The following is a 17385-nucleotide window of genomic DNA, read 5'->3' on the forward strand; positions in this document are numbered from 1 at the left end:
CGCAGTAGACGCTCTCTACCCGCCCTGTTTCAGAAGTAGACGCCGTGTATTTAATACGGATACGTGACAAGTAGCGGACAGACCACGTGGGGGCGTGGTTGCGGAGGGTGCCGTGTTCACGACAGACCGGACGGTCCCGATAGGGGCCATCGACCGGTGGTGTAGCGCCCTGCTCGACGAACTCGCGGGCGTCGAGCGGGAACTGTGGCTGGTGGTCGCCGTGACGCTCGTCGTCGACGTGTGGCTGACGCACGTGGGCCTCCAGCACGGCCTGCAGGAGGGAAACCCGGTGATGCGGGCCGCGATAGAGACGTTCGGGTTCGCCGTCCTCGGACTGACGAAGGTCGCCGCGCTGGGGCTGGCAGGGGTGACGCGCCGACTGCTGAGCGACCGCCGTGGCGTCGTCGTCCCGCTCGGGATAGCGCTCCCGTGGGCGGGTGCCGTCGTGGTGAACGCGACGCTCCTGCTTCGCCTGTAACGGGGTGGGGAGGACGGCCGTTCACTCCTCGGCTCGCTGGACCAGCGCCGTCCGTTCGAGCGCACAGACGAGCGTGCCGTCCTGGTTGTAGGCGTCGACCTGCATCGTGACGACGCCGCGCTCCTCGTCGCTCGTCAGCCGCTTGTCCAGGACCGTCGTCTCCGCGCGTATCGTGTCGCCGTGGACGACTGGGGCCGGATGCTCGACGGAATCGTAGGCGAGGTTGGCGACTATCGTCCCGTCGGTGGTGTCGGGAATGGTCAGCCCGACGGCGAGCGACATCGTGTACAGCCCGTTGACCAGGCGCTCGCCGAACTGCGTCTCGGCGGCGTACTCGGCGTCGAGGTGGAGCGGCTGCTGGTTCATGGTCAGGTCGCAGAACCGCTGATTGTCGCTCTCGCTCACCGTCCGGCGCTTGCCGTGGACGATAGTCTCGCCCTCTGTGAACTCCTCGTAGTACTTGCCGGGCATAGCTGGACACAGACGTGGCCGGCTCTTAGCCGTGGGGGCACACCGGCCCCCGCGTCGCCTATCACTTACCACGGGGGCGGACGTAGTGGGGGTATGGCCCGCCGAAGCGTCCTGTTCTCCCCGGGCGACGACGGACGGAAACTGCGGAAAGCCGCCGCACTCGACGCGGACGTAGTCGTGTACGACCTCGAAGACGCCGTCGTGCCGGACGCCAGGCCGGCGGCCCGCGAGACGGTCCGCGAGGCGCTTTCCGACGTGGTGCCGGCGACCCCCGAACTCTGCGTCCGAGTCAACCCCGTCGGCGCTGGAGCCAAAGAGGACCTCGCGGTCGTCCTCGACGGTCCCGCCCCGGACAGCGTGATGCTCCCGAAGGTAGGCGACGCGGCGGCCGTTCGGGAGCTGGCGTCGCTGCTGGAGGCACACGGCGTCGACTGTCCGGTGCTGGCGCTCGTGGAGTCCGCGGCGGGCGTCCTGCACGCCGAAGCAATCGCGGCGGCCGACCCGACCGACGCGCTCGTGTTCGGAGCCGAGGATCTGGCCGGCGATATCGGCGCGACCCGGACCGCCGACGGACGAGAGGTGAGCCACGCCCGCCAGCACGTCGTGCTCGCGGCCCGGGCCGCCGGCGTCTCGCCCGTCGACACCCACTACCCGGATTTCAACGACCCCGACGGCCTCCGGACGGACGCCCGAGCAGCCGTCGAGCTGGGCTACGACGGCAAGCTCGCTATCCACCCCGCCCAGGTCCCGGTCATCAACGAGGCGTTCACGCCCGACGCCGAGCGGGTCGCGTGGGCCAGGCGGATACTCAACGCTCGGGACGCAGCCGACGGCGGGGTGTTCGTCGTCGACGGCGAGATGGTCGACGCGCCCCAGGTCACGCAGGCGAGACGCGTCCTCGAACGGGCCGGCATCGACCGCGACTGAGGGCGCGGTTCCGTCGTAGGCACCCCGGAACCGGCGGAATCCCATGGACGGCGGTACCCTTTTGCCCGCAGTCCGACTCAGTACCCGTATGTCGCCTGAGGTAAATCCCTTCGAGAGTCTACAGGAGCAAATCGACGACGCTGCGGACTACCTCGAGTATTCGACGGACGTGCTCGAACGGCTGAAACACCCCGAGCGGGTACTGGAGACGAACCTCTCCGTGGAGCTGGACGACGGGACCGTCGAGGTGTTCCGGGCCTACCGCTCGCAGTTCAACGGCGACCGTGGCCCCTACAAGGGCGGCATCCGCTACCACCCGCAAGTCACACGCGACGAGGTCAAGGCGCTGTCGGGCTGGATGGTGTACAAGTGCGCCGCGGTGAACATCCCCTACGGCGGCGGCAAGGGCGGCATCGAAATCGACCCGCGCCAGTACTCCGCCGACGAGATGGAGCGCATCACCCGGTCCTTTGCGACGGAGCTCCGGCCGATTATCGGCGAGGACCAGGACATCCCCGCGCCCGACGTCAACACCGGCCAGCGGGAGATGAACTGGATAAAGGACACCTACGAGACGCTGGAGAACACGACCGAGCCAGGGGTCATCACCGGCAAGGCCCCGGAGTCCGGCGGCAGCGCGGGCCGCGTCGAGGCGACCGGTCGCTCGGTGATGCTCACCGCACGGGAGGCCTTCGACTACCTCGGCAAGGACATCGAGGACGCGACGGTCGCCGTCCAGGGCTACGGCAACGCCGGTTCCGTGGCCGCGAAACTCATCGCCGACCTCGGCGCGAACGTCGTCGCGGTGTCGGACTCCTCGGGGGCCGTCTACGACCCCGACGGCCTCGACCCCCGCGACGCGAAGGCGTTCAAGAGCGAGACGGGGTCGCTGACCGGCTACGAGGGCGCGACGGAGGAGCTGACCAACGAGGAGCTGCTGACCATGGACGTGGACCTGCTCGTGCCGGCCGCGCTGGAGAACGCCATCGACGGCGACCTCGCGGCGGACGTACAGGCGGACATGATAGTCGAGGCGGCCAACGGCCCGCTGACGCCCAACGCCGACGACGTGCTCACGGAGCGGGACGTGGCCGTGTTCCCCGACATCCTCGCCAACGCCGGCGGCGTCACGGTGTCGTACTTCGAGTGGGTCCAGAACCGCCAGCGGTTCTACTGGTCCGAGGAGCGCGTCAACGACGAACTGGAGACCATCATCACCAACGCCTTCGAGGACCTGGTCGAGTCCTACGAGAACACCGGCGCGCCGAACTTCCGGACGGCGATGTACGTCGTCGCCATCCGCCGGGTCGTCTCCGCCGCCGAAGAGGGCGGCATCTGGCCCTGACGCCGGCACCGGTACCGCGGGTGTTTTGCCGGCGGTGCCCCTACTGCCCGTATGGACGTCTACGAGCGCCAGGTCCGCGTCGAAGCCCCGCTGTCGGAGGTCTGGAAGTTCCACGCGACGGGCGACGGGCTGGTCGCCTTGACCCCCGACTGGATGAACCTCCGCATCGAGGAAGAGCGGGGGCCGGACGGCGAGCCGAACCCCGAGGAACTGACCGCCGGATCGGTCGTCGTCTCCTCCATCAAGCCCTTCGGCGTCGGACCGCGCCAGCGCTGGGTTTCCGATATCGTCGCGCGGGAGGACGGCGAGGACGAGGCGATGTTCCGCGACGTGATGGCGGAGGGACCGTTCCCCCACTGGGAGCACACCCACACCTTCCGGCGGCTGAGCGACCGCGAGACGCTCGTCCACGACCACGTGGAGTTCGAACTGCCCGGCGGGCCGCTCGGCCGGGCGTTCGGCCCCTTCGGCTGTCTCGGCATGGAGCCGATGTTCCGGTACCGCCACCAGCGGACGCGGGAACTGCTCGAAGGGTAGTAGCCGTCCCGCGGACGGCGCGGTCCCGACTATGGTCCCCGGTGTTTCTTTATCCCCGTCCGGGATACCGTCACAGGATGAGTGGACGCGTCGCCGCGCCGACCACCGAAGCCATGGCGGCCCCGGGCCACAGTGAGGCGGGAGTGTGACGGAGCCGCGCATCGACCCGCGGGCCGCCCTGGTCGTCGCCGTTCTCGCGGTCAGCACGAGCGCGATTCTCGTCCGCTGGAGCACGGCCGCGGCGTCGGTCGCGGCCTTCTATCGGGTCCTGCTGACGACCGCGCTACTCGCGCCGCTGGCGCTCGGGCGCTACCGGTCGGCGTTCGGGCGGCTCTCCCGGCGGGACGTGCTGGCGGCCGCGGCGACGGGGGTCGCGCTCGCGGTCCACTTCGCCGCCTGGTTCGAGAGCCTGACGTGGACGAGCGTCGCGGCGTCGGTCACGCTGGTCCAGTGCCAGCCGCTGTTCGTCGCCGTCGGCGCGTGGGCACTGCTGGACGAACGGGTCACCCGGGGCACGACGGCGGGCATCCTCGTCGCCATCGGCGGCATCGTCGTGATGTCCATCGGCGAACTGCTCGGCGGCGGGGCGGTCGGCCCGCGCCCGCTGTACGGCAACGCCCTGGCCCTCGTCGGTGGCGTCATGGCCGCCGGCTACGTGCTGGCCGGGCGCTCGCTCCGCCAGCGGTTCCCCCTCGTCCCCTACGTGACCGTCGTCTACAGCGTCGCCGCGGTGTCGCTGCTCGCGTTCGTCGTCGCGTCGGGCCACCCTGTGACCGGCTACCCGCCCCGCGAGTGGGCGCTGTTCCTGGCGATGGCCGTGGGTCCCGGCGTGTTCGGCCACACCGTCCTCAACTGGGCGCTGGCACACGTCGAATCGAGCATGGTCAGCGTCTCGCTGCTGGGCGAACCGGTCGGGAGCGCGCTGCTGGCGCTGCTGTTGCTCGCCGAGACGCCCGGGCCGTCGACCGTCGCCGGCGGGGCCGTCGTGCTCGTCGGCATCGGCGTCGTCGCCAGGAGCCGAGCGGTCGGGGCGACGCCGGCGGAGTGAGGCCGGGACTAGGCGCGCTTCTCGACGGCCCCGCGGATTTCGGCGGCGGCGAAGTCGTGGTCCGGGCGGATGTTGACGAAGTCGAGGAACTCCTCGGCGGCCAGCAGTTCGGCCGTGTCGTAGTGCTGTGCGGCGGCGGAGACGGCGACCGGCGCGCCGACCAGCGGCTCCAGCGCGCCAAGCGCACAGGCCAGGTCGTATGCGCGGGCGTCCCTGATAGCCGCCTCGCGGACGCTCGTGGCGTCGATGAAGTACAGGTCGTCGTGGGCCACGAGCACGTTCTCACACCGAAAGTCGCCGTGGGCCAGGCCGTCCTCGTGCATCCGGTGGAGGAAGTCGAACACCGCCGGGCCGTGGCGCTCGACCGTCTCCGGCGAGAGGTGGTCCAGCGGCTCGAAGTCGGGAATGTACTCCAGAACGAGCACTCCCATCCCGTCGTACTCGAAGGCCTCGATTGGTTCGGGGGCGTTGACGCCGATTTCCCGCATCCGCCGGGTCGCCGCCAGTTCGTGTTCCGCCATCTCGTAGGGCGTCCCGAAGTGCTCGAAGAAGCCCTCCGTCCCCGAGGAGAACGCGCCGATGTTGCGGCCGGCGGTAAGCAGCGTGTGGACCAGCGAGTTCTGCTCCGTGATGACCTTCACGAACCACTGGTCGTTGACGACAAGCGGCGTCGAGAGCCAGTTGTCAGCCTCCAGGAACGCCACGTGGGCCGCGGGCTCGTCGTACCGCTCTATCACCGCCCGCGCCACGCCTTCGAGTCGCTCCCAAGGGACCGTCCCGCGAAGGAGTCGCCGGAACGCCATTCCCTCTAGGGGAGGCCACCGACGGTCAAATGGCTTGCGTCCGTCCCTGTGGTATATATTAACACGGGCCCTACGACTAGTATGGAGTTCGACGTGCCGGCCGAACACCGGATGATACGGGATTCGGTCCGCGAGTTCTGCGAGAACGAGATTCAGCCGATAGCCCAGGAGATAGAGGACGAGCACCGCTTCCCGGCCGAGCTATTCGAGGCACTCGGCGAACTGGACGTGATGGGTGTGCCCATCAGCGAGGAGTGGGGCGGGCTGGGCGGGGACACGCTGATGTACGCCCTCGTCGCCGAGGAACTCGGGCGCGTCTCCGGAAGCGTCGGCCTCTCGTACGTCGCCCACACCTCGCTGGGCAGCAAGCCGATAGAGCTGTTCGGCACGGACGCCCAGAAGGAACGCTGGCTCCGGCCGCTCGCAACCGGCGAGCACCTCGGCGGCTGGGCGCTCACGGAACCGGGGAGCGGCAGCGACGCCAGCGACATGGCGACGACGGCCGAGCGCGACGGCGACGAGTACGTGCTCAACGGGACCAAGCAGTTCATCACGAACGCCTCCGTCGCCGGGTCGATACTCGTCAAGGCCGTCACCGACCCCGAGGCCGGCTACGACGGTATCTCGACGTTCGTCGTCGCGCCAGAGGACGACGGCTGGGCGGTGACGACCGAGTGGGAGAAGATGGGGCTGAACGCCTCGCCGACCTGCGAACTGCAGTTCGACGACTGCCGGCTTCCGGCGGACCGCCTGCTGGGCGAGGAGGGCGACGGCTGGGAGCAGACCCTCGAGACGCTCAACGGCGGGCGCATCTCCATCGCCGCACTCTCGACGGGGCTGGCACAGGGCGCGTTCGAGGCCGCCAAGTCCTACGCCACCGAACGCGAGCAGTTCGACCGTCCCATCTCGAAGTTCGACGCCGTCCGGGACAAAATCGTCGAGATGGACCGCAAGATAGAGCGCGCTCGCCTGCTGACCCACAAGGCGGCGACGATGTACGACGCCGGGGAGGACGTGACGCGCATGTCCTCGCTGGCGAAACTCGACGCCAGCGAAATCTGCCGGGAGGTCGCCGAGGACGCCGTCCAGGTGCTGGGCGGGTACGGCTACACGACGGACTTCGCCCCCCAGCGGTTCTATCGGGACGCCAAGCTCATGGAAATCGGCGAGGGGACGAGCGAGATACAGCGGATGGTGCTCGGCCGGCAACTGGGGCTGTGAGGGCTCGATTCACGCGTCGGACTTGCCGTCCGGGACGATAGTGACCGGCACGTCGGCGGCGTCGATGACGGCGACCGCGGCGTCGCCCTCCCGGATGCGGCCGGTCAGTCCCTTCGGCTCGTGGCCCATGACGATGTGGTGAACGTCCACGTCGGCCGCGAGTTCGAGCAGTTCGTTGCCCACTCGCGTGCCCGACCGCATCGCCGACCGACCGACGTGTTCGATGGCGACCGTCGCCACGACGGTCGCGTCGCGGAACCGCTCGCGCATCTCGTCCCGGAGCTGTTTGGCCGTGCCGTCGGCGGTGTCGGCGTCGACGAGGTGGACGACGTACAGTTCCTCGTCCATCGCGTCCGCGAGCGCCACTGCCGTGTCGATGACCGCCCCGGAGACCGAATCGTTGGCGATAGCCACGAGAATGGTCATACGGGGAAGACGGCCTTCGCGGGCAAATCACTTTCTGCCGAGCTAACAGGTATCTCACTCCGTCGCTTTCAGATTGTGGACGGCGTCGACGGACTCGACGACCGCTGCGGTTGGTTCGATGGCAGAGCGGATGGCGTCGGCGTCCTTGTAGGCCATCGGCGCTTCGTCGCGGACACCCTCGATGACGGACTCGGAGTAGACGCCGTCCATCGCCGCGGCGAACTCCTCCATGTCGATATCGCTGTGGGCCTGCCGGCGACTCATCACGCGCCCGGCCCCGTGGGGCGCGGTCTGGTGGTACTCGTCGTTGCCCTTCCCGCGGGCGATTATCGACCCCTCGGCCATGTTGAACGGAATCAGCAGCCGCTGGCCCTCGCGGGCCGGGGTCGCCCCCTTGCGGATGGTCAGGTCCCGGAAGTCGATGTAGTTGTGAATCGACTGGAAGCGGTCGACGGGGTCGACGCCCAGGGCGTCACAGACGGCGTCGCTCATCAGGTCGCGGTTCCAGCGGGCGTACTGCTGGGCGAACAGCATGTCGACGAGGTAGCCGTGGGCCTCCCGGCCCTCCAGCCAGTCGAGGTCCGTATTGCGGTCCTCGTCGTCGTCGCTGTGAATCGCGTCCTGGACCTGCCCGAGCGCGTCGAAGGCGTCTTCGATGTCGGAGCCGTCGAGTTCCCGGCGCAGTCGTTCTTTCCGGATGTAGGACTCGCCCATGCCGCCGGTGACCCAGGCGTAGAGGTCCCGGGACTCGACGGTATCGGGGTCGAACTTCAGGTACTCGACGTACTCCTCGGGAATCTGTTCGCGGATTTCGCCGATGGTCCGGCGGTCCGTCGCCGTCGACTGCCAGTACTCCGCGACGGACTTCCCGAGGTAGCGGGAGCCGCTGTGGATGACCAGCCAGTAGTCGCCCGACTCGCGCCCGCGGCCGAACTCGACGAAGTGGTTCCCGCCGCCCAGGGTTCCCGCACTCCGGATTATGTACCCCATCCCCTGGCGCTGGTCGGCCAGGACGCGGTCACACAGCGACTCGAAGTAGTCCCCGTCGTAGCCGTCGAAGTCGAACTCGATGGGGTCGATGTGCTCGCCGAACCGCTCCGCGTAGGCCGCGTCGAACTGCTCGAAGACGCGGTTCGCCCGCTCGAAGGGGAACTCCTCGACGAGGTGGACGGCGTCGTCGTAGTCGTGAACAGACCGCCCCATCGGAACCGCCTCGCGCACGCGGCGCTCGCGCTCCTCGTCCTCCAGCGGTAGTTCGGGGCCGAGGTTCGTCGCGGCCATCCCACAGCCCACGTCGACGCCGACGATGTTCGGGACCACGCGCTCGCCAAGCGGCATCGTGAAGCCGATGGGCGCGCCGGCCCCCCAGTGCGTGTCCGGCATGATTCGGACCGGTTCGGTGAATGCGGGGTGGTCGATGAGCGTCTCTATCTGCTCCCGACAGCCGCTCTCGACGAGCGACTCGTCGTCGACCATCACCCGTGCCGTCGTGTGTTTGCCCGTCAGTTCCAAGACCATTGCTGTCTTAGCGTAGTCGCATGGCGGGTTTGTACTTCACGGTGGGCCGGGAGCGGCTCCCACCCCCTGTGAGACCTCATAAAAACCCACAGCCGAACGGGTCCCGAAATGCGCACTCGCCGATATTTCACTTCTCAAGGGCTGAGATGTGTTTTCACTCTGTGGGAACACCCGACCCCTTATATGCCACTCCGGTGCGGAAGTCCACATGTGAGGTGACACAGATGTCCTATCAAGCGGCGAACCCCTTGGCAGACGAGTTCGAGCTCGAGCTCGGCGGGGCGTGGACCGCGTACTGGCTGGCGTTCCTGCGTGTCGTGACCGGCTGGTGGTTCTTCCACGCAGGCGTAACGAAGCTCATCGAGGACGGGCTGGCCTACACGTACGGGCCGGCGTACCTCCGGCAGATGACCGGCACGGCGCTCGGTCCGATTCCGGTGCTGATGGGCGAGCACCTCGGTTGGCTCATCCAGGCGATGGTCCCGCTGGGAGAGACGCTCATCGGACTCGGGCTGATGGTCGGCGCGCTGGTCCGACTCGCGTCCATGTTCGGGGTCTTCTTCATGGCCCTGTTCTGGATCGGCAACGCGAGCTTCGGCCACGGGCTGGTCAACAGCGACTTCATGGGCCTGCTGCTGTTCATGACGATGATAGTGCTGGCCACCGGTCGCTACTACGGTCTCGACGCCATCATCGAGAAGACCAAGCTGGTCAAACGACACCCGAAACTCCGGTACCTGCTCGGTTAACGAGGTGACACCCAATGCAACAACACACCACCGTCATCGACAAAGCGGCGATGGCACTCAGCGGCGGACTGATGCTGCTGGGCGTCGTCGTCCTCGGCATCGTGGAGATACTCGCGGGACAGCCCTACGGCGCGGCACCGTTGACCAACGACGCGGGCGAGGTCATCGCGACCCCGATGGTCGACCCGACGCTCCGGACCGGGCTGGTTCTCGCCGGCCTCTTGGTCCTGGCCCTGTACGGGGGCTACAGGCTCGTCGTCCCGGTGGACGACCGGGCGGCCACGGCCCAGCAGGAAGTAACGGCTGACTGAACCACGTTCGTCGGCTCGCGTTTCTACGTTTCTGACGTGTCGCGAAGAAGATGTGTCGGGTGCCGGTCCACCCCACCGGGTCCCCACGAACAACGTATCGGTTCGGACACTATTAATCAGCAGGGGCGTTTTCCGATTCTGATACTACCCACCACAACGCTCATCTCCGTGCTGGTACTGATACGGATATGCCTTCGCTGGTGGTTCACTACGCCTTCGTGGGGTTGCTCGCTGCGACGCTGCTGGGCGCCGCGTTCGACAGACGGTCCCTTCTCCTCTCGATACTCGTCGTCACGTTCCCCGACGTCGACGCCTTCATCGGTCTCTACTGGCAGGCCGGCCACCGGGCCGCGACGACGAACCTCGTCATCCCGGCAGTGCTCGCGGTGGTCGTCGCGGTCGACCTGTACGTGCGCGAGGACTCGTACATCAAGGGCCGCTGGGGGGCCTACGGCGTCCGGGTCAGCTGGTTCTGCGTCGTGGTGTACGCAGTCGGGCACGTCCTGCTGGACCTGATTACGGGCGGTGCGAACCTCTTTTGGCCGTTCTACGACCAGTTCTACCAGCTCAGCGGCCACCTGGAGCTGTCGAGTCAGCGTGGCATCGTCCAGACGTTCGTCGAGCTGCCGGAGCCCTCGTCCGGAAGCGGCGGCGCGGGCGGCGGCAGCGGCGGGTCGACGACGCAGGCCATGGGCAACTCCAGCGAGGTCCAGATGAGCACCGGTATCGACCCCAACCCGGGAGAGCCGGAGCCTGAATCCGTCGACCGCGTGTTCCCGATTGCACGGAGCGGGTGGGAGCTGGTCGTGCTCGTCGTCGGGACCCTCGCCACCGCCGCGCGGCTCCGCATCGGCCACGACCTGCCCGACGAGTAACTGCGACACCGCGGGCGTTCGCTTTCGAGTCCTTCATATACGCCGTGGCCAACCGGGGAACCATGGGCTTCGAGGTACGCCGACGACTCAGTGTCGCCGACACGGTGACGTTGTTCAACGCCGTCGTCGGGTTCGTCGCCGGAGCCGTCGCCTTCACCGACCCCCACCTGGCCGCTCGGCTCATCCTGCTCGCGGTCATCGCCGACGCAATCGACGGCATCGTCGCCCGGAACGGCGACAGTTCGGCGGTCGGCCCGCTGCTCGACTCCGTGACCGACGTGGTCTCGTTCGGTGCGACGCCGAGTCTCTTCCTGTACGTGCTGTTGACCGACGCCTACGGCGGCATCGGGACCGCCCATCCGGCCGCGTTCGTCGGCCTCGCCTTGCTCGCCTCCGCGTACGTCGTCTGTTCCATCGTCCGGACGGCCTTCTACTCGACGTACTTCGACTCGCCCGACGAGCGGCCGGGCATGCCGAACACCCTCGGGAGCATCATCATCGCCACGGCGTATCTGAGCGGCGTCACGGACCCGCTGGTGTTGAGCGTCGGCGCGCTGGGCCTCTCGCTCGCGATGATTGCGCCCTTCGATTACCCCAAGCCGGGGCCGAAACACGCCGTCCCGATGGGCGTCGTCCAGGCCGTCGCCGTCGTCGCGCCGACGGCCTTGTTCCGGGCCGGGCCGCGAGCGATGCTCGCCATCGCGCTGCTGTTTTTCGCGCTGGGACCGTGGGTCTACCCCGGCGAGTAGTCGGACTCAGAGCGTGTCCTCGAGGAACGACCCCACGATGTCGTTGAACGCCTCGGGCCGTTCGACCATCGCGAGGTGGGCGGCGTCGGGGACGAACGACACCGCTCCCTGCGGGGTTTCGCGGGCCAGCGTCTCGTGATACGCGCGCGGCGTCAGTTTGTCGTGTTCGCCACAGACCGCCAGGACGGGCCCGTCGATGTCGCTCAGGCGGTCACGCACGTCGAATCGGTGGCAGGTCAGGAAATCGCGGCGGGTCACCGCCTGCCCGACGGCCGCCATCTGCTCGCGGGAGCGGGAGACGGCGTCGTGGTCAGGGTCGTGGAACAGTCGGTCCCGCTCGTGGAGGAACTCGACGGCGCGGTCCCAGTCGTCCGCGAGCCACTCTCTGAGCCCCTCGAACACCGGCAGTTCGGGACCCGTACCGACCAGTACCAGGGCCGCGGGCGTCCAGTCACGCTCCAGCGCGACCCACTGGGCGACGGCTCCGCCCAGCGAGTTGCCGACCAGCACGTCCGCGTCCGTCTCCCGCCCCACGGCCACCACGTCGTCCGCGTACGCGTCGAGCGTCGCGGCCCCGGCGTCGGCGTCGATGTCGTCGGACTCTCCGTGGCCTGACAGGTCCAGCGCGACGGCGGACTCGGTCGGTCCGGACGGCGCGTACTGACGGCCCCAGACGCGGTGTGTCGCGCCGCTGCCGTGGACGTACAGCGCGGTCGGCCCCCCGGCAGCCGGCCGCGCCCGTCTGTACGCCGTGACTCGCCCGCGATGGCTGACCCGTTCCATGCAGCACCGTTCGGAAGCGGTGTGGATAAAACGTTGGCGCGTCCAGATACGGTGTGAACCGCATTCAAGCAACTCCGCGAATTTTCCCGCCGTATAGCGTATTTTAGCGGTAGATTTATATACTAACGAAGCTTACTTTGAGTTAGCATGACTTCAGAACAGCAGTTGTTCGGCGAGATGCCCCTCCGCCGATTCGAGTACGACGACAGCGTCGTGCTCGCGGCGGACGTGGGACCCGATGCCGACGCGAGTGTCGATGTGGTCGACGGGACCGTCATCGTCGTCGCCGACGGCCAGCAGTACGAACAGGAAGTCCCCGCTGACGACGCACGAGCGTTTATCAATCACGGGGTTCTCACTATCGAACTGTCAGAGCGCGAGGGAGATTACTGATGCGACTAACTGTCAAACCACTCAAACAGAAAGACGCCGGCCGCGGCCTCGCAGCTATCGACCGGGCCGCGATGGACGAACTCGAACTCGAGAACGGCGACTACATCGTTCTCGAGGGGAAGCAGGACAGCCGCGCTGTCGCCCGGGTCTGGCCCGGCTACCCAGAGGACGAGGGGAAGGGCATCGTCCGCATCGACGGCCAGCTCCGACAGGAGGCGGGCGTCGGTATCGACGACCCGGTCGACATCGAGAAGGCCGACGTCAACCCCGCGACCTCGGTCACCGTCGCGCTGCCCCAGAACCTCCGGGTCCGGGGCAACGTCGGGCCGATGATTCGCAACAATCTCAGCGGCCAGGCCGTCACGCAGGGCCAGACTGTCCCGGTGAGCTTCGGCCTCGGCCCGCTCTCCTCGATGTCCGGACAGAAGATACCCCTGAAAATCGCTGAGACCGACCCCTCCGGGACGGTCGTCGTGACCGACTCCACGGACATCCAGGTCAGCGAGATGCCCGCCGAACAGGTCCACAGCGGCGAGGGCGCGCCCGAAGCGCGTGAGACGCCCGACGTGACCTACGAGGACATCGGCGGCCTCGACCGCGAACTCGAACAGGTCCGCGAGATGATAGAGCTGCCGATGCGCCACCCCGAGCTGTTCCAGCAGCTCGGCATCGAGCCGCCGAAGGGCGTCCTCCTGCACGGCCCGCCCGGCACCGGCAAGACGCTGATGGCCAAGGCCGTCGCCAACGAAATCGACGCGTACTTCACCACCATCTCCGGTCCGGAGATAATGTCGAAGTACTACGGCGAGAGCGAGGAGCAGCTCCGCGAGGTCTTCGACGAGGCCTCTGAGAACTCCCCGGCCATCGTCTTCATCGACGAAATCGACTCCATCGCGCCCAAGCGCGGCGAGACGCAAGGCGACGTGGAGCGGCGCGTCGTCGCCCAGTTGCTGAGCCTGATGGACGGCCTCGAAGAGCGCGGGCAGGTCATCGTCATCGGCGCGACCAACCGCGTCGACGCCATCGACCCCGCCCTGCGCCGGGGTGGCCGCTTCGACCGCGAAATCGAAATCGGCGTCCCGGACAAGGAGGGCCGCAAGGAAATCCTGCAGGTCCACACCCGCGGGATGCCCCTCGCCGAGGAGATAGACATCGAGAGCTACGCCGAGAACACCCACGGCTTCGTCGGGGCCGACCTCGCCTCTCTCACGAAAGAGAGCGCGATGAACGCGCTGCGGCGCATCCGCCCGGAGCTCGACCTCGAATCCGACGAGATAGACGCCGAAGTGCTCGAACGCCTGGAGATAGAGGACGGGGACTTCCGCGAGGCGATGAAGGGCATCGAGCCCTCCGCGCTACGGGAGGTCTTCGTCGAGGTTCCGGACGTCACCTGGGACTCCGTCGGCGGCCTCGAAGACACCAAAGAGCGGCTCCGGGAGACCATCCAGTGGCCCCTCGAATACGAGGACGTCTTCGAGTCGATGGACCTCGAAGCCGCGAAGGGCGTGCTGATGTACGGCCCGCCCGGCACCGGGAAGACGCTGCTGGCGAAGGCCGTCGCCAACGAGGCCCAGTCCAACTTCATCTCCGTGAAGGGACCGGAGCTGCTGAACAAGTTCGTCGGAGAGTCCGAGAAGGGCGTTCGCGAGGTGTTCAGCAAGGCCCGCGAGAACGCCCCGACCGTGGTGTTCTTCGACGAAATCGACTCCATCGCGACCGAACGCGGCGGCGGCACGACCGACTCCGGCGTCGGCGAACGCGTCGTCTCCCAGCTGCTGACGGAGCTCGACGGCATCGAGGACATGGAGAACGTCGTCGTGGTCGCGACCACGAACCGGCCGGACCTCATCGACGACGCGCTCCTGCGCCCCGGCCGACTCGACAGGCACGTCCACGTGCCGGTCCCGGACGAGGAGGCCCGACGCGCCATCTTCCAGGTCCACACCCGGAACAAGCCCCTGGCCGACGGCGTCGACCTCGACCAACTGGCCCGCCGCACCGACGGCTACGTCGGCGCTGACATCGAAGCGGTCGCCCGTGAGGCGTCGATGGCCGCGACCCGGGAGTTCATCAACAGCGTGGACCCCGAGGAAATCGGCGACACCGTCGGGAACGTCCGCGTGACGATGGACCACTTCGAGCACGCGCTCGACGAAGTCGGTCCCAGCGTCACCGAGGAGACCCGCGAGCGCTACGACGAAATCGAACAGCGCTTCGACCGGGCCGAACCCGGCGTCAGCGACGAGAGCACGGCCAGCCGCACCTTCCAGTAGCGACGGTCGGCGCGCCGACCCCCTCCCACCGCGGACGGCGGTCCGTCAGCGCCCGTCGTCGTCGACCCTGTCCAGCGTGATTTCCCGACACTCGTACTCTTCTTTCGTGGCACCCGTCCCACCGATGGTGACCGGTCCGTTGTCGGTTTCGACGGTGAGCGACCGCTCGGCGGGGTTCGTGCTCGACGCGGGGTAGACGATGCTCTGTCGGACGTTTACGACCGGTCCCGATACCGTCGTCGCCGTTCGGTCCGTCGTCGAGCGGACCCGGGCACGGGCGGTTATCGGCGTCCCGGCCCGCAGCGCCAGCGCCGCCATGAACACTGCGAGCTGGAACGCGCTGAACGTCCGCGGGAACTCACACACGTCGGCGACGTAGCGCTCCGTCCCCATCAGCCAGTGGCTCCCGAGAAACATCGTGAACTGGTCTCGCGCGAGGTTCTCGTCGTCGAACTCGGTGGCCCAGGACTCCGTCCGAGTGTCCCTCAGGAGCCTGTAGTGGCCTGTGAGGCCGCGCTGGCTGTCGGCGGTCACCAGCAGCGGGGCGACATCGCTCGCAACCGTTCTGACCGCTGTGGCGACGTCACTGTCTGCGGGGCGCTGTGTGGCCGCGTCGCCGTGGACCAGCAACAGCACCAGCACGTCGCGCTCGATAGCAGCCTCTAGCTGGGGCGCGAACGTCGGCAGCGACGACTCCGGGACTGCGACCGTGAGGCTCTCCTCGGCACTGTCGAGGAGTGCCCGAATCGCATCGATGACCGCCGATTGCGTCCGATGAATCTCCAGCCCCGGTTGTTCCATCATCGAAGAATTCAGGGCCACAGGTATAAATCGTCTCCCCGGGCTCGGGAGTCGCGTCGCCGTGAGGGGAAACGTCAATATTTGGATGATTAATAGTGCAACTTCTTTATGTGTGTGTGTCTCCCCAGGGACAGGTGATGAAGTCCCAGCCCACCGTCCTGTTCGTCCGCAGTGCGAGCCAGGACGGGGCCGCGGTTTCGTTTCTCCGGGCCAACGGCCACGCCGTCCACGAGTTCGACGGGGTACGCGACCTGGCACGTGCGCTCGACGACCACGAGACGGACTGTGTCGTCACGAACTGCGAGGTGGGGAAGCCGGACGGAACGCGGTACCTCGGTGGGCTGACCGTCATCGAGCGGGTACGACGGGACCACCCCGAACTCCCGGTGGTCCTCTTCGCCGAGGTGACGAACAGGGACATCGCTCGCGAGGCCTACAGCCGGGACGTGTTCGGGTACGTGCCCGAGGCGGTCGGTGACGCCCACCAGCGGCTGCTGGAGCAGGTCGACGCCGCCGTCGCCTCCAGCCCGCCGCGTCAGCGGGCGACCAAGCGAAAGCAACTCAACGAGGCCGTCAGGCTGGTCAATCAGGCCCTCGTCCGCTCGCAGTCACGGATGGACATCGAGCGCGACGTGACAGCGGTGCTCGCGGGCACGTCCAGATACAGCGAGGCCTGCACGGTGATCTGCCAGCACGACGCGGCGGCCGTCCGTGCGCTGGGCTCACAGCGCGACGGCGTCACAATCTCCAGGCCGGAGCCGTTGCGCCGCGCCGAATCGGCGGGACGGCTTGTCACCGCGGACCTCGACCCGGCGGCGGTCCCGGACGGGGAGGACACCCTGGAGGCCGACTGCGTCCGCGTCCTCGCCGTGCCGTTGGTGTACAACGGGACCTCCTACGGCGTCCTCGCGGTGTACGCCGACCGCGTCGGCACGTTCGATACGGAAGAGCAGGACACGTTCCGTGAAGTCGGCCACAACATCGCCCTGGCCATCGACGCGAGCCAGACGAAAGACGCGCTCCAGCAGCGGACGACGGAGCTGGAACGACAGAAAGAGCGGCTCCGGGAGCTCGCACAGATTATCTCACACGAGCTCCGGAACCCGCTCCAGGCGGCGATGGGCCGGGTCGAACTGCTGGCCACGGACCACGCCACAGCGGAGTTCGACGCCGTCCAGCGCAGCCACACCCGCATGTCGTTTCTCATCGACGACCTCATGGAAATCGCACGGGAGGGCGGCCGGCAGTACACCGTCGAGCCGGTCTCGCTTTCCGACGTGCTGGCGGAGGCCTGGGCGACGGTCGACGCCAGGGGGTCGACGCTCGACGTCGACTGTACGGAGACGGTACTGGCCGATAGCAGCCGGCTGCGGCAGCTCGCGGAGAACTTCTTCCGGGTCGCCACGGAGTACGGCGACGCCGCCATCGCCGTCACGGATACGGCTGACGGGTTCGCCCTGGAACACGACGGCCCCGCGCTAGAAGCGGGCAGCGACGGGCCGTTCGAGCTCTACTACGCCGCCACCGACGAAGGGGCTGGCCTCCAGCTCGCTGTCATCCGGGAAATCGCCCACGGCCACGGGTGGGAAGTCTCGCTCACCGACGAGGAGACGGACCGGGTCCGCCTGAACGTGACCGGCGTCGAGCGGCCGTCGGTCGACGGCGCGTAGCACCCGG

General features: G+C 67.8%; 19 protein-coding genes. 13 read left to right on the forward strand and 6 right to left on the reverse strand.

Annotated elements, in window-relative coordinates:
- Nucleotides 1-94: 94 nt before the first annotated feature.
- On the forward strand, nucleotides 95-478 hold the full coding sequence (locus tag VI123_RS15800) for a DUF5658 family protein (RefSeq protein ID WP_336339027.1): 384 nt from the start codon (nucleotides 95-97) through the stop codon (nucleotides 476-478).
- A 21-nt stretch (nucleotides 479-499) separates the two neighbouring features.
- Here VI123_RS15800 and VI123_RS15805 read toward each other — a convergent pair whose 3' ends face one another.
- Nucleotides 500-949: a MaoC family dehydratase gene (locus VI123_RS15805; protein WP_336339028.1), complete on the reverse strand. Its 450-nt coding sequence runs from the start codon at nucleotides 947-949 to the stop codon at nucleotides 500-502.
- A gap of 93 nt (nucleotides 950-1042) precedes the next feature.
- Between VI123_RS15805 and VI123_RS15810 the strand changes: the two genes are divergently transcribed.
- The 4 genes from VI123_RS15810 to VI123_RS15825 all read left to right on the forward strand — a co-directional run bounded on the left by VI123_RS15810 (nucleotide 1043) and on the right by VI123_RS15825 (nucleotide 4806).
- Nucleotides 1043-1876 carry an HpcH/HpaI aldolase/citrate lyase family protein gene (locus tag VI123_RS15810; RefSeq protein WP_336339029.1) on the forward strand — a complete coding sequence of 278 codons (834 nt, stop codon included), beginning with the start codon at nucleotides 1043-1045 and terminating at the stop codon, nucleotides 1874-1876.
- 88 nt (nucleotides 1877-1964) lie between these two features.
- Nucleotides 1965-3221 (forward strand): Glu/Leu/Phe/Val family dehydrogenase, encoded by a 1257-nt coding sequence (locus VI123_RS15815; protein WP_336339030.1) that lies wholly within the window; start codon nucleotides 1965-1967, stop codon nucleotides 3219-3221.
- A gap of 51 nt (nucleotides 3222-3272) precedes the next feature.
- Nucleotides 3273-3758, forward strand: a complete 486-nt coding sequence (locus VI123_RS15820; protein ID WP_336339031.1) for an SRPBCC family protein — start codon at nucleotides 3273-3275, stop codon at nucleotides 3756-3758.
- A 145-nt stretch (nucleotides 3759-3903) separates the two neighbouring features.
- Nucleotides 3904-4806 (forward strand): DMT family transporter, encoded by a 903-nt coding sequence (locus tag VI123_RS15825; protein WP_336339032.1) that lies wholly within the window; start codon nucleotides 3904-3906, stop codon nucleotides 4804-4806.
- 8 nt (nucleotides 4807-4814) lie between these two features.
- Here VI123_RS15825 and VI123_RS15830 read toward each other — a convergent pair whose 3' ends face one another.
- Nucleotides 4815-5609 (reverse strand): RIO1 family regulatory kinase/ATPase domain-containing protein, encoded by a 795-nt coding sequence (locus VI123_RS15830; protein ID WP_336339033.1) that lies wholly within the window; start codon nucleotides 5607-5609, stop codon nucleotides 4815-4817.
- An 81-nt stretch (nucleotides 5610-5690) separates the two neighbouring features.
- Here VI123_RS15830 and VI123_RS15835 point away from each other — a divergent pair, with 81 nt between their 5' ends.
- Entirely contained in the window at nucleotides 5691-6830 is a 1140-nt protein-coding gene (locus VI123_RS15835) for an acyl-CoA dehydrogenase family protein (RefSeq protein ID WP_336339034.1), read from the forward strand.
- A 9-nt stretch (nucleotides 6831-6839) separates the two neighbouring features.
- On the opposite strand, the gene VI123_RS15840 is transcribed toward VI123_RS15835, so the two are convergent.
- Together VI123_RS15840 and VI123_RS15845 are read right to left on the reverse strand one after the other, a co-directional pair.
- A complete protein-coding gene (locus VI123_RS15840) occupies nucleotides 6840-7256 on the reverse strand; it encodes a universal stress protein (RefSeq protein WP_336339035.1) in 417 nt (138 codons plus the stop codon).
- A 54-nt stretch (nucleotides 7257-7310) separates the two neighbouring features.
- On the reverse strand, nucleotides 7311-8774 hold the full coding sequence (locus tag VI123_RS15845) for an RtcB family protein (protein ID WP_336339036.1): 1464 nt from the start codon (nucleotides 8772-8774) through the stop codon (nucleotides 7311-7313).
- Nucleotides 8775-8998: 224 nt separating this feature from the next.
- Here VI123_RS15845 and VI123_RS15850 point away from each other — a divergent pair, with 224 nt between their 5' ends.
- The 4 genes from VI123_RS15850 to VI123_RS15865 all read left to right on the forward strand — a co-directional run bounded on the left by VI123_RS15850 (nucleotide 8999) and on the right by VI123_RS15865 (nucleotide 11458).
- Nucleotides 8999-9523, forward strand: a complete 525-nt coding sequence (locus tag VI123_RS15850) for a DoxX family protein (RefSeq protein ID WP_336339037.1) — start codon at nucleotides 8999-9001, stop codon at nucleotides 9521-9523.
- 14 nt (nucleotides 9524-9537) lie between these two features.
- Nucleotides 9538-9834 carry a hypothetical protein gene (locus VI123_RS15855; RefSeq protein ID WP_336339038.1) on the forward strand — a complete coding sequence of 99 codons (297 nt, stop codon included), beginning with the start codon at nucleotides 9538-9540 and terminating at the stop codon, nucleotides 9832-9834.
- 188 nt (nucleotides 9835-10022) lie between these two features.
- Nucleotides 10023-10709: a metal-dependent hydrolase gene (locus tag VI123_RS15860; RefSeq protein WP_336339039.1), complete on the forward strand. Its 687-nt coding sequence runs from the start codon at nucleotides 10023-10025 to the stop codon at nucleotides 10707-10709.
- Nucleotides 10710-10771: 62 nt separating this feature from the next.
- Nucleotides 10772-11458: a protein sorting system archaetidylserine synthase gene (locus VI123_RS15865; RefSeq protein WP_336339040.1), complete on the forward strand. Its 687-nt coding sequence runs from the start codon at nucleotides 10772-10774 to the stop codon at nucleotides 11456-11458.
- A 6-nt stretch (nucleotides 11459-11464) separates the two neighbouring features.
- Here the strand turns inward: VI123_RS15865 and VI123_RS15870 are convergent, their stop codons facing one another.
- A complete protein-coding gene (locus VI123_RS15870) occupies nucleotides 11465-12241 on the reverse strand; it encodes an alpha/beta fold hydrolase (RefSeq protein ID WP_336339041.1) in 777 nt (258 codons plus the stop codon).
- Nucleotides 12242-12388: 147 nt separating this feature from the next.
- Here VI123_RS15870 and VI123_RS15875 point away from each other — a divergent pair, with 147 nt between their 5' ends.
- Together VI123_RS15875 and VI123_RS15880 are read left to right on the forward strand one after the other, a co-directional pair.
- The gene (locus tag VI123_RS15875) at nucleotides 12389-12634 is read left to right on the forward strand and encodes a DUF7127 family protein (protein WP_336339042.1); all 246 of its coding nucleotides are present in this window, start codon (nucleotides 12389-12391) and stop codon (nucleotides 12632-12634) included.
- Entirely contained in the window at nucleotides 12634-14907 is a 2274-nt protein-coding gene (locus VI123_RS15880) for a CDC48 family AAA ATPase (RefSeq protein ID WP_336339043.1), read from the forward strand. Before VI123_RS15875 ends, VI123_RS15880 begins: the two co-directional genes overlap by 1 nt.
- Before the next feature lie 45 nt (nucleotides 14908-14952).
- On the opposite strand, the gene VI123_RS15885 is transcribed toward VI123_RS15880, so the two are convergent.
- Nucleotides 14953-15711 (reverse strand): TrmB family transcriptional regulator sugar-binding domain-containing protein, encoded by a 759-nt coding sequence (locus VI123_RS15885; protein WP_336339044.1) that lies wholly within the window; start codon nucleotides 15709-15711, stop codon nucleotides 14953-14955.
- A 134-nt stretch (nucleotides 15712-15845) separates the two neighbouring features.
- Here VI123_RS15885 and VI123_RS15890 point away from each other — a divergent pair, with 134 nt between their 5' ends.
- Nucleotides 15846-17378, forward strand: coding sequence for a sensor histidine kinase (locus VI123_RS15890; RefSeq protein WP_336339045.1), 1533 nt, complete (start codon nucleotides 15846-15848; stop codon nucleotides 17376-17378).
- Nucleotides 17379-17385: the final 7 nt, after the last annotated feature.

The sequence above is a fragment of the Haloarcula sp. DT43 genome, assembly GCF_037078405.1.
Lineage (GTDB): Archaea > Halobacteriota > Halobacteria > Halobacteriales > Haloarculaceae > Haloarcula > Haloarcula brevis.

Bases quoted from the DNA above. Each gene is read 5' to 3' on its own strand.
- VI123_RS15845 (WP_336339036.1), bottom strand. From the start codon at position 8,774: ATGGTCTTGGAACTGACGGGCAAACACACGACGGCACGGGTGATGGTC.
- VI123_RS15865 (WP_336339040.1), top strand. From the start codon at position 10,772: ATGGGCTTCGAGGTACGCCGACGACTCAGTGTCGCCGACACGGTGACG.
- VI123_RS15835 (WP_336339034.1), top strand. From the start codon at position 5,691: ATGGAGTTCGACGTGCCGGCCGAACACCGGATGATACGGGATTCGGTC.
- VI123_RS15855 (WP_336339038.1), top strand. From the start codon at position 9,538: ATGCAACAACACACCACCGTCATCGACAAAGCGGCGATGGCACTCAGC.
- VI123_RS15810 (WP_336339029.1), top strand. From the start codon at position 1,043: ATGGCCCGCCGAAGCGTCCTGTTCTCCCCGGGCGACGACGGACGGAAA.
- VI123_RS15815 (WP_336339030.1), top strand. From the start codon at position 1,965: ATGTCGCCTGAGGTAAATCCCTTCGAGAGTCTACAGGAGCAAATCGAC.
- VI123_RS15870 (WP_336339041.1), bottom strand. From the start codon at position 12,241: ATGGAACGGGTCAGCCATCGCGGGCGAGTCACGGCGTACAGACGGGCG.
- VI123_RS15805 (WP_336339028.1), bottom strand. From the start codon at position 949: ATGCCCGGCAAGTACTACGAGGAGTTCACAGAGGGCGAGACTATCGTC.
- VI123_RS15840 (WP_336339035.1), bottom strand. From the start codon at position 7,256: ATGACCATTCTCGTGGCTATCGCCAACGATTCGGTCTCCGGGGCGGTC.
- VI123_RS15820 (WP_336339031.1), top strand. From the start codon at position 3,273: ATGGACGTCTACGAGCGCCAGGTCCGCGTCGAAGCCCCGCTGTCGGAG.
- VI123_RS15860 (WP_336339039.1), top strand. From the start codon at position 10,023: ATGCCTTCGCTGGTGGTTCACTACGCCTTCGTGGGGTTGCTCGCTGCG.
- VI123_RS15890 (WP_336339045.1), top strand. From the start codon at position 15,846: ATGAAGTCCCAGCCCACCGTCCTGTTCGTCCGCAGTGCGAGCCAGGAC.
- VI123_RS15885 (WP_336339044.1), bottom strand. From the start codon at position 15,711: ATGATGGAACAACCGGGGCTGGAGATTCATCGGACGCAATCGGCGGTC.
- VI123_RS15850 (WP_336339037.1), top strand. From the start codon at position 8,999: ATGTCCTATCAAGCGGCGAACCCCTTGGCAGACGAGTTCGAGCTCGAG.
- VI123_RS15875 (WP_336339042.1), top strand. From the start codon at position 12,389: ATGACTTCAGAACAGCAGTTGTTCGGCGAGATGCCCCTCCGCCGATTC.
- VI123_RS15880 (WP_336339043.1), top strand. From the start codon at position 12,634: ATGCGACTAACTGTCAAACCACTCAAACAGAAAGACGCCGGCCGCGGC.
- VI123_RS15830 (WP_336339033.1), bottom strand. From the start codon at position 5,609: ATGGCGTTCCGGCGACTCCTTCGCGGGACGGTCCCTTGGGAGCGACTC.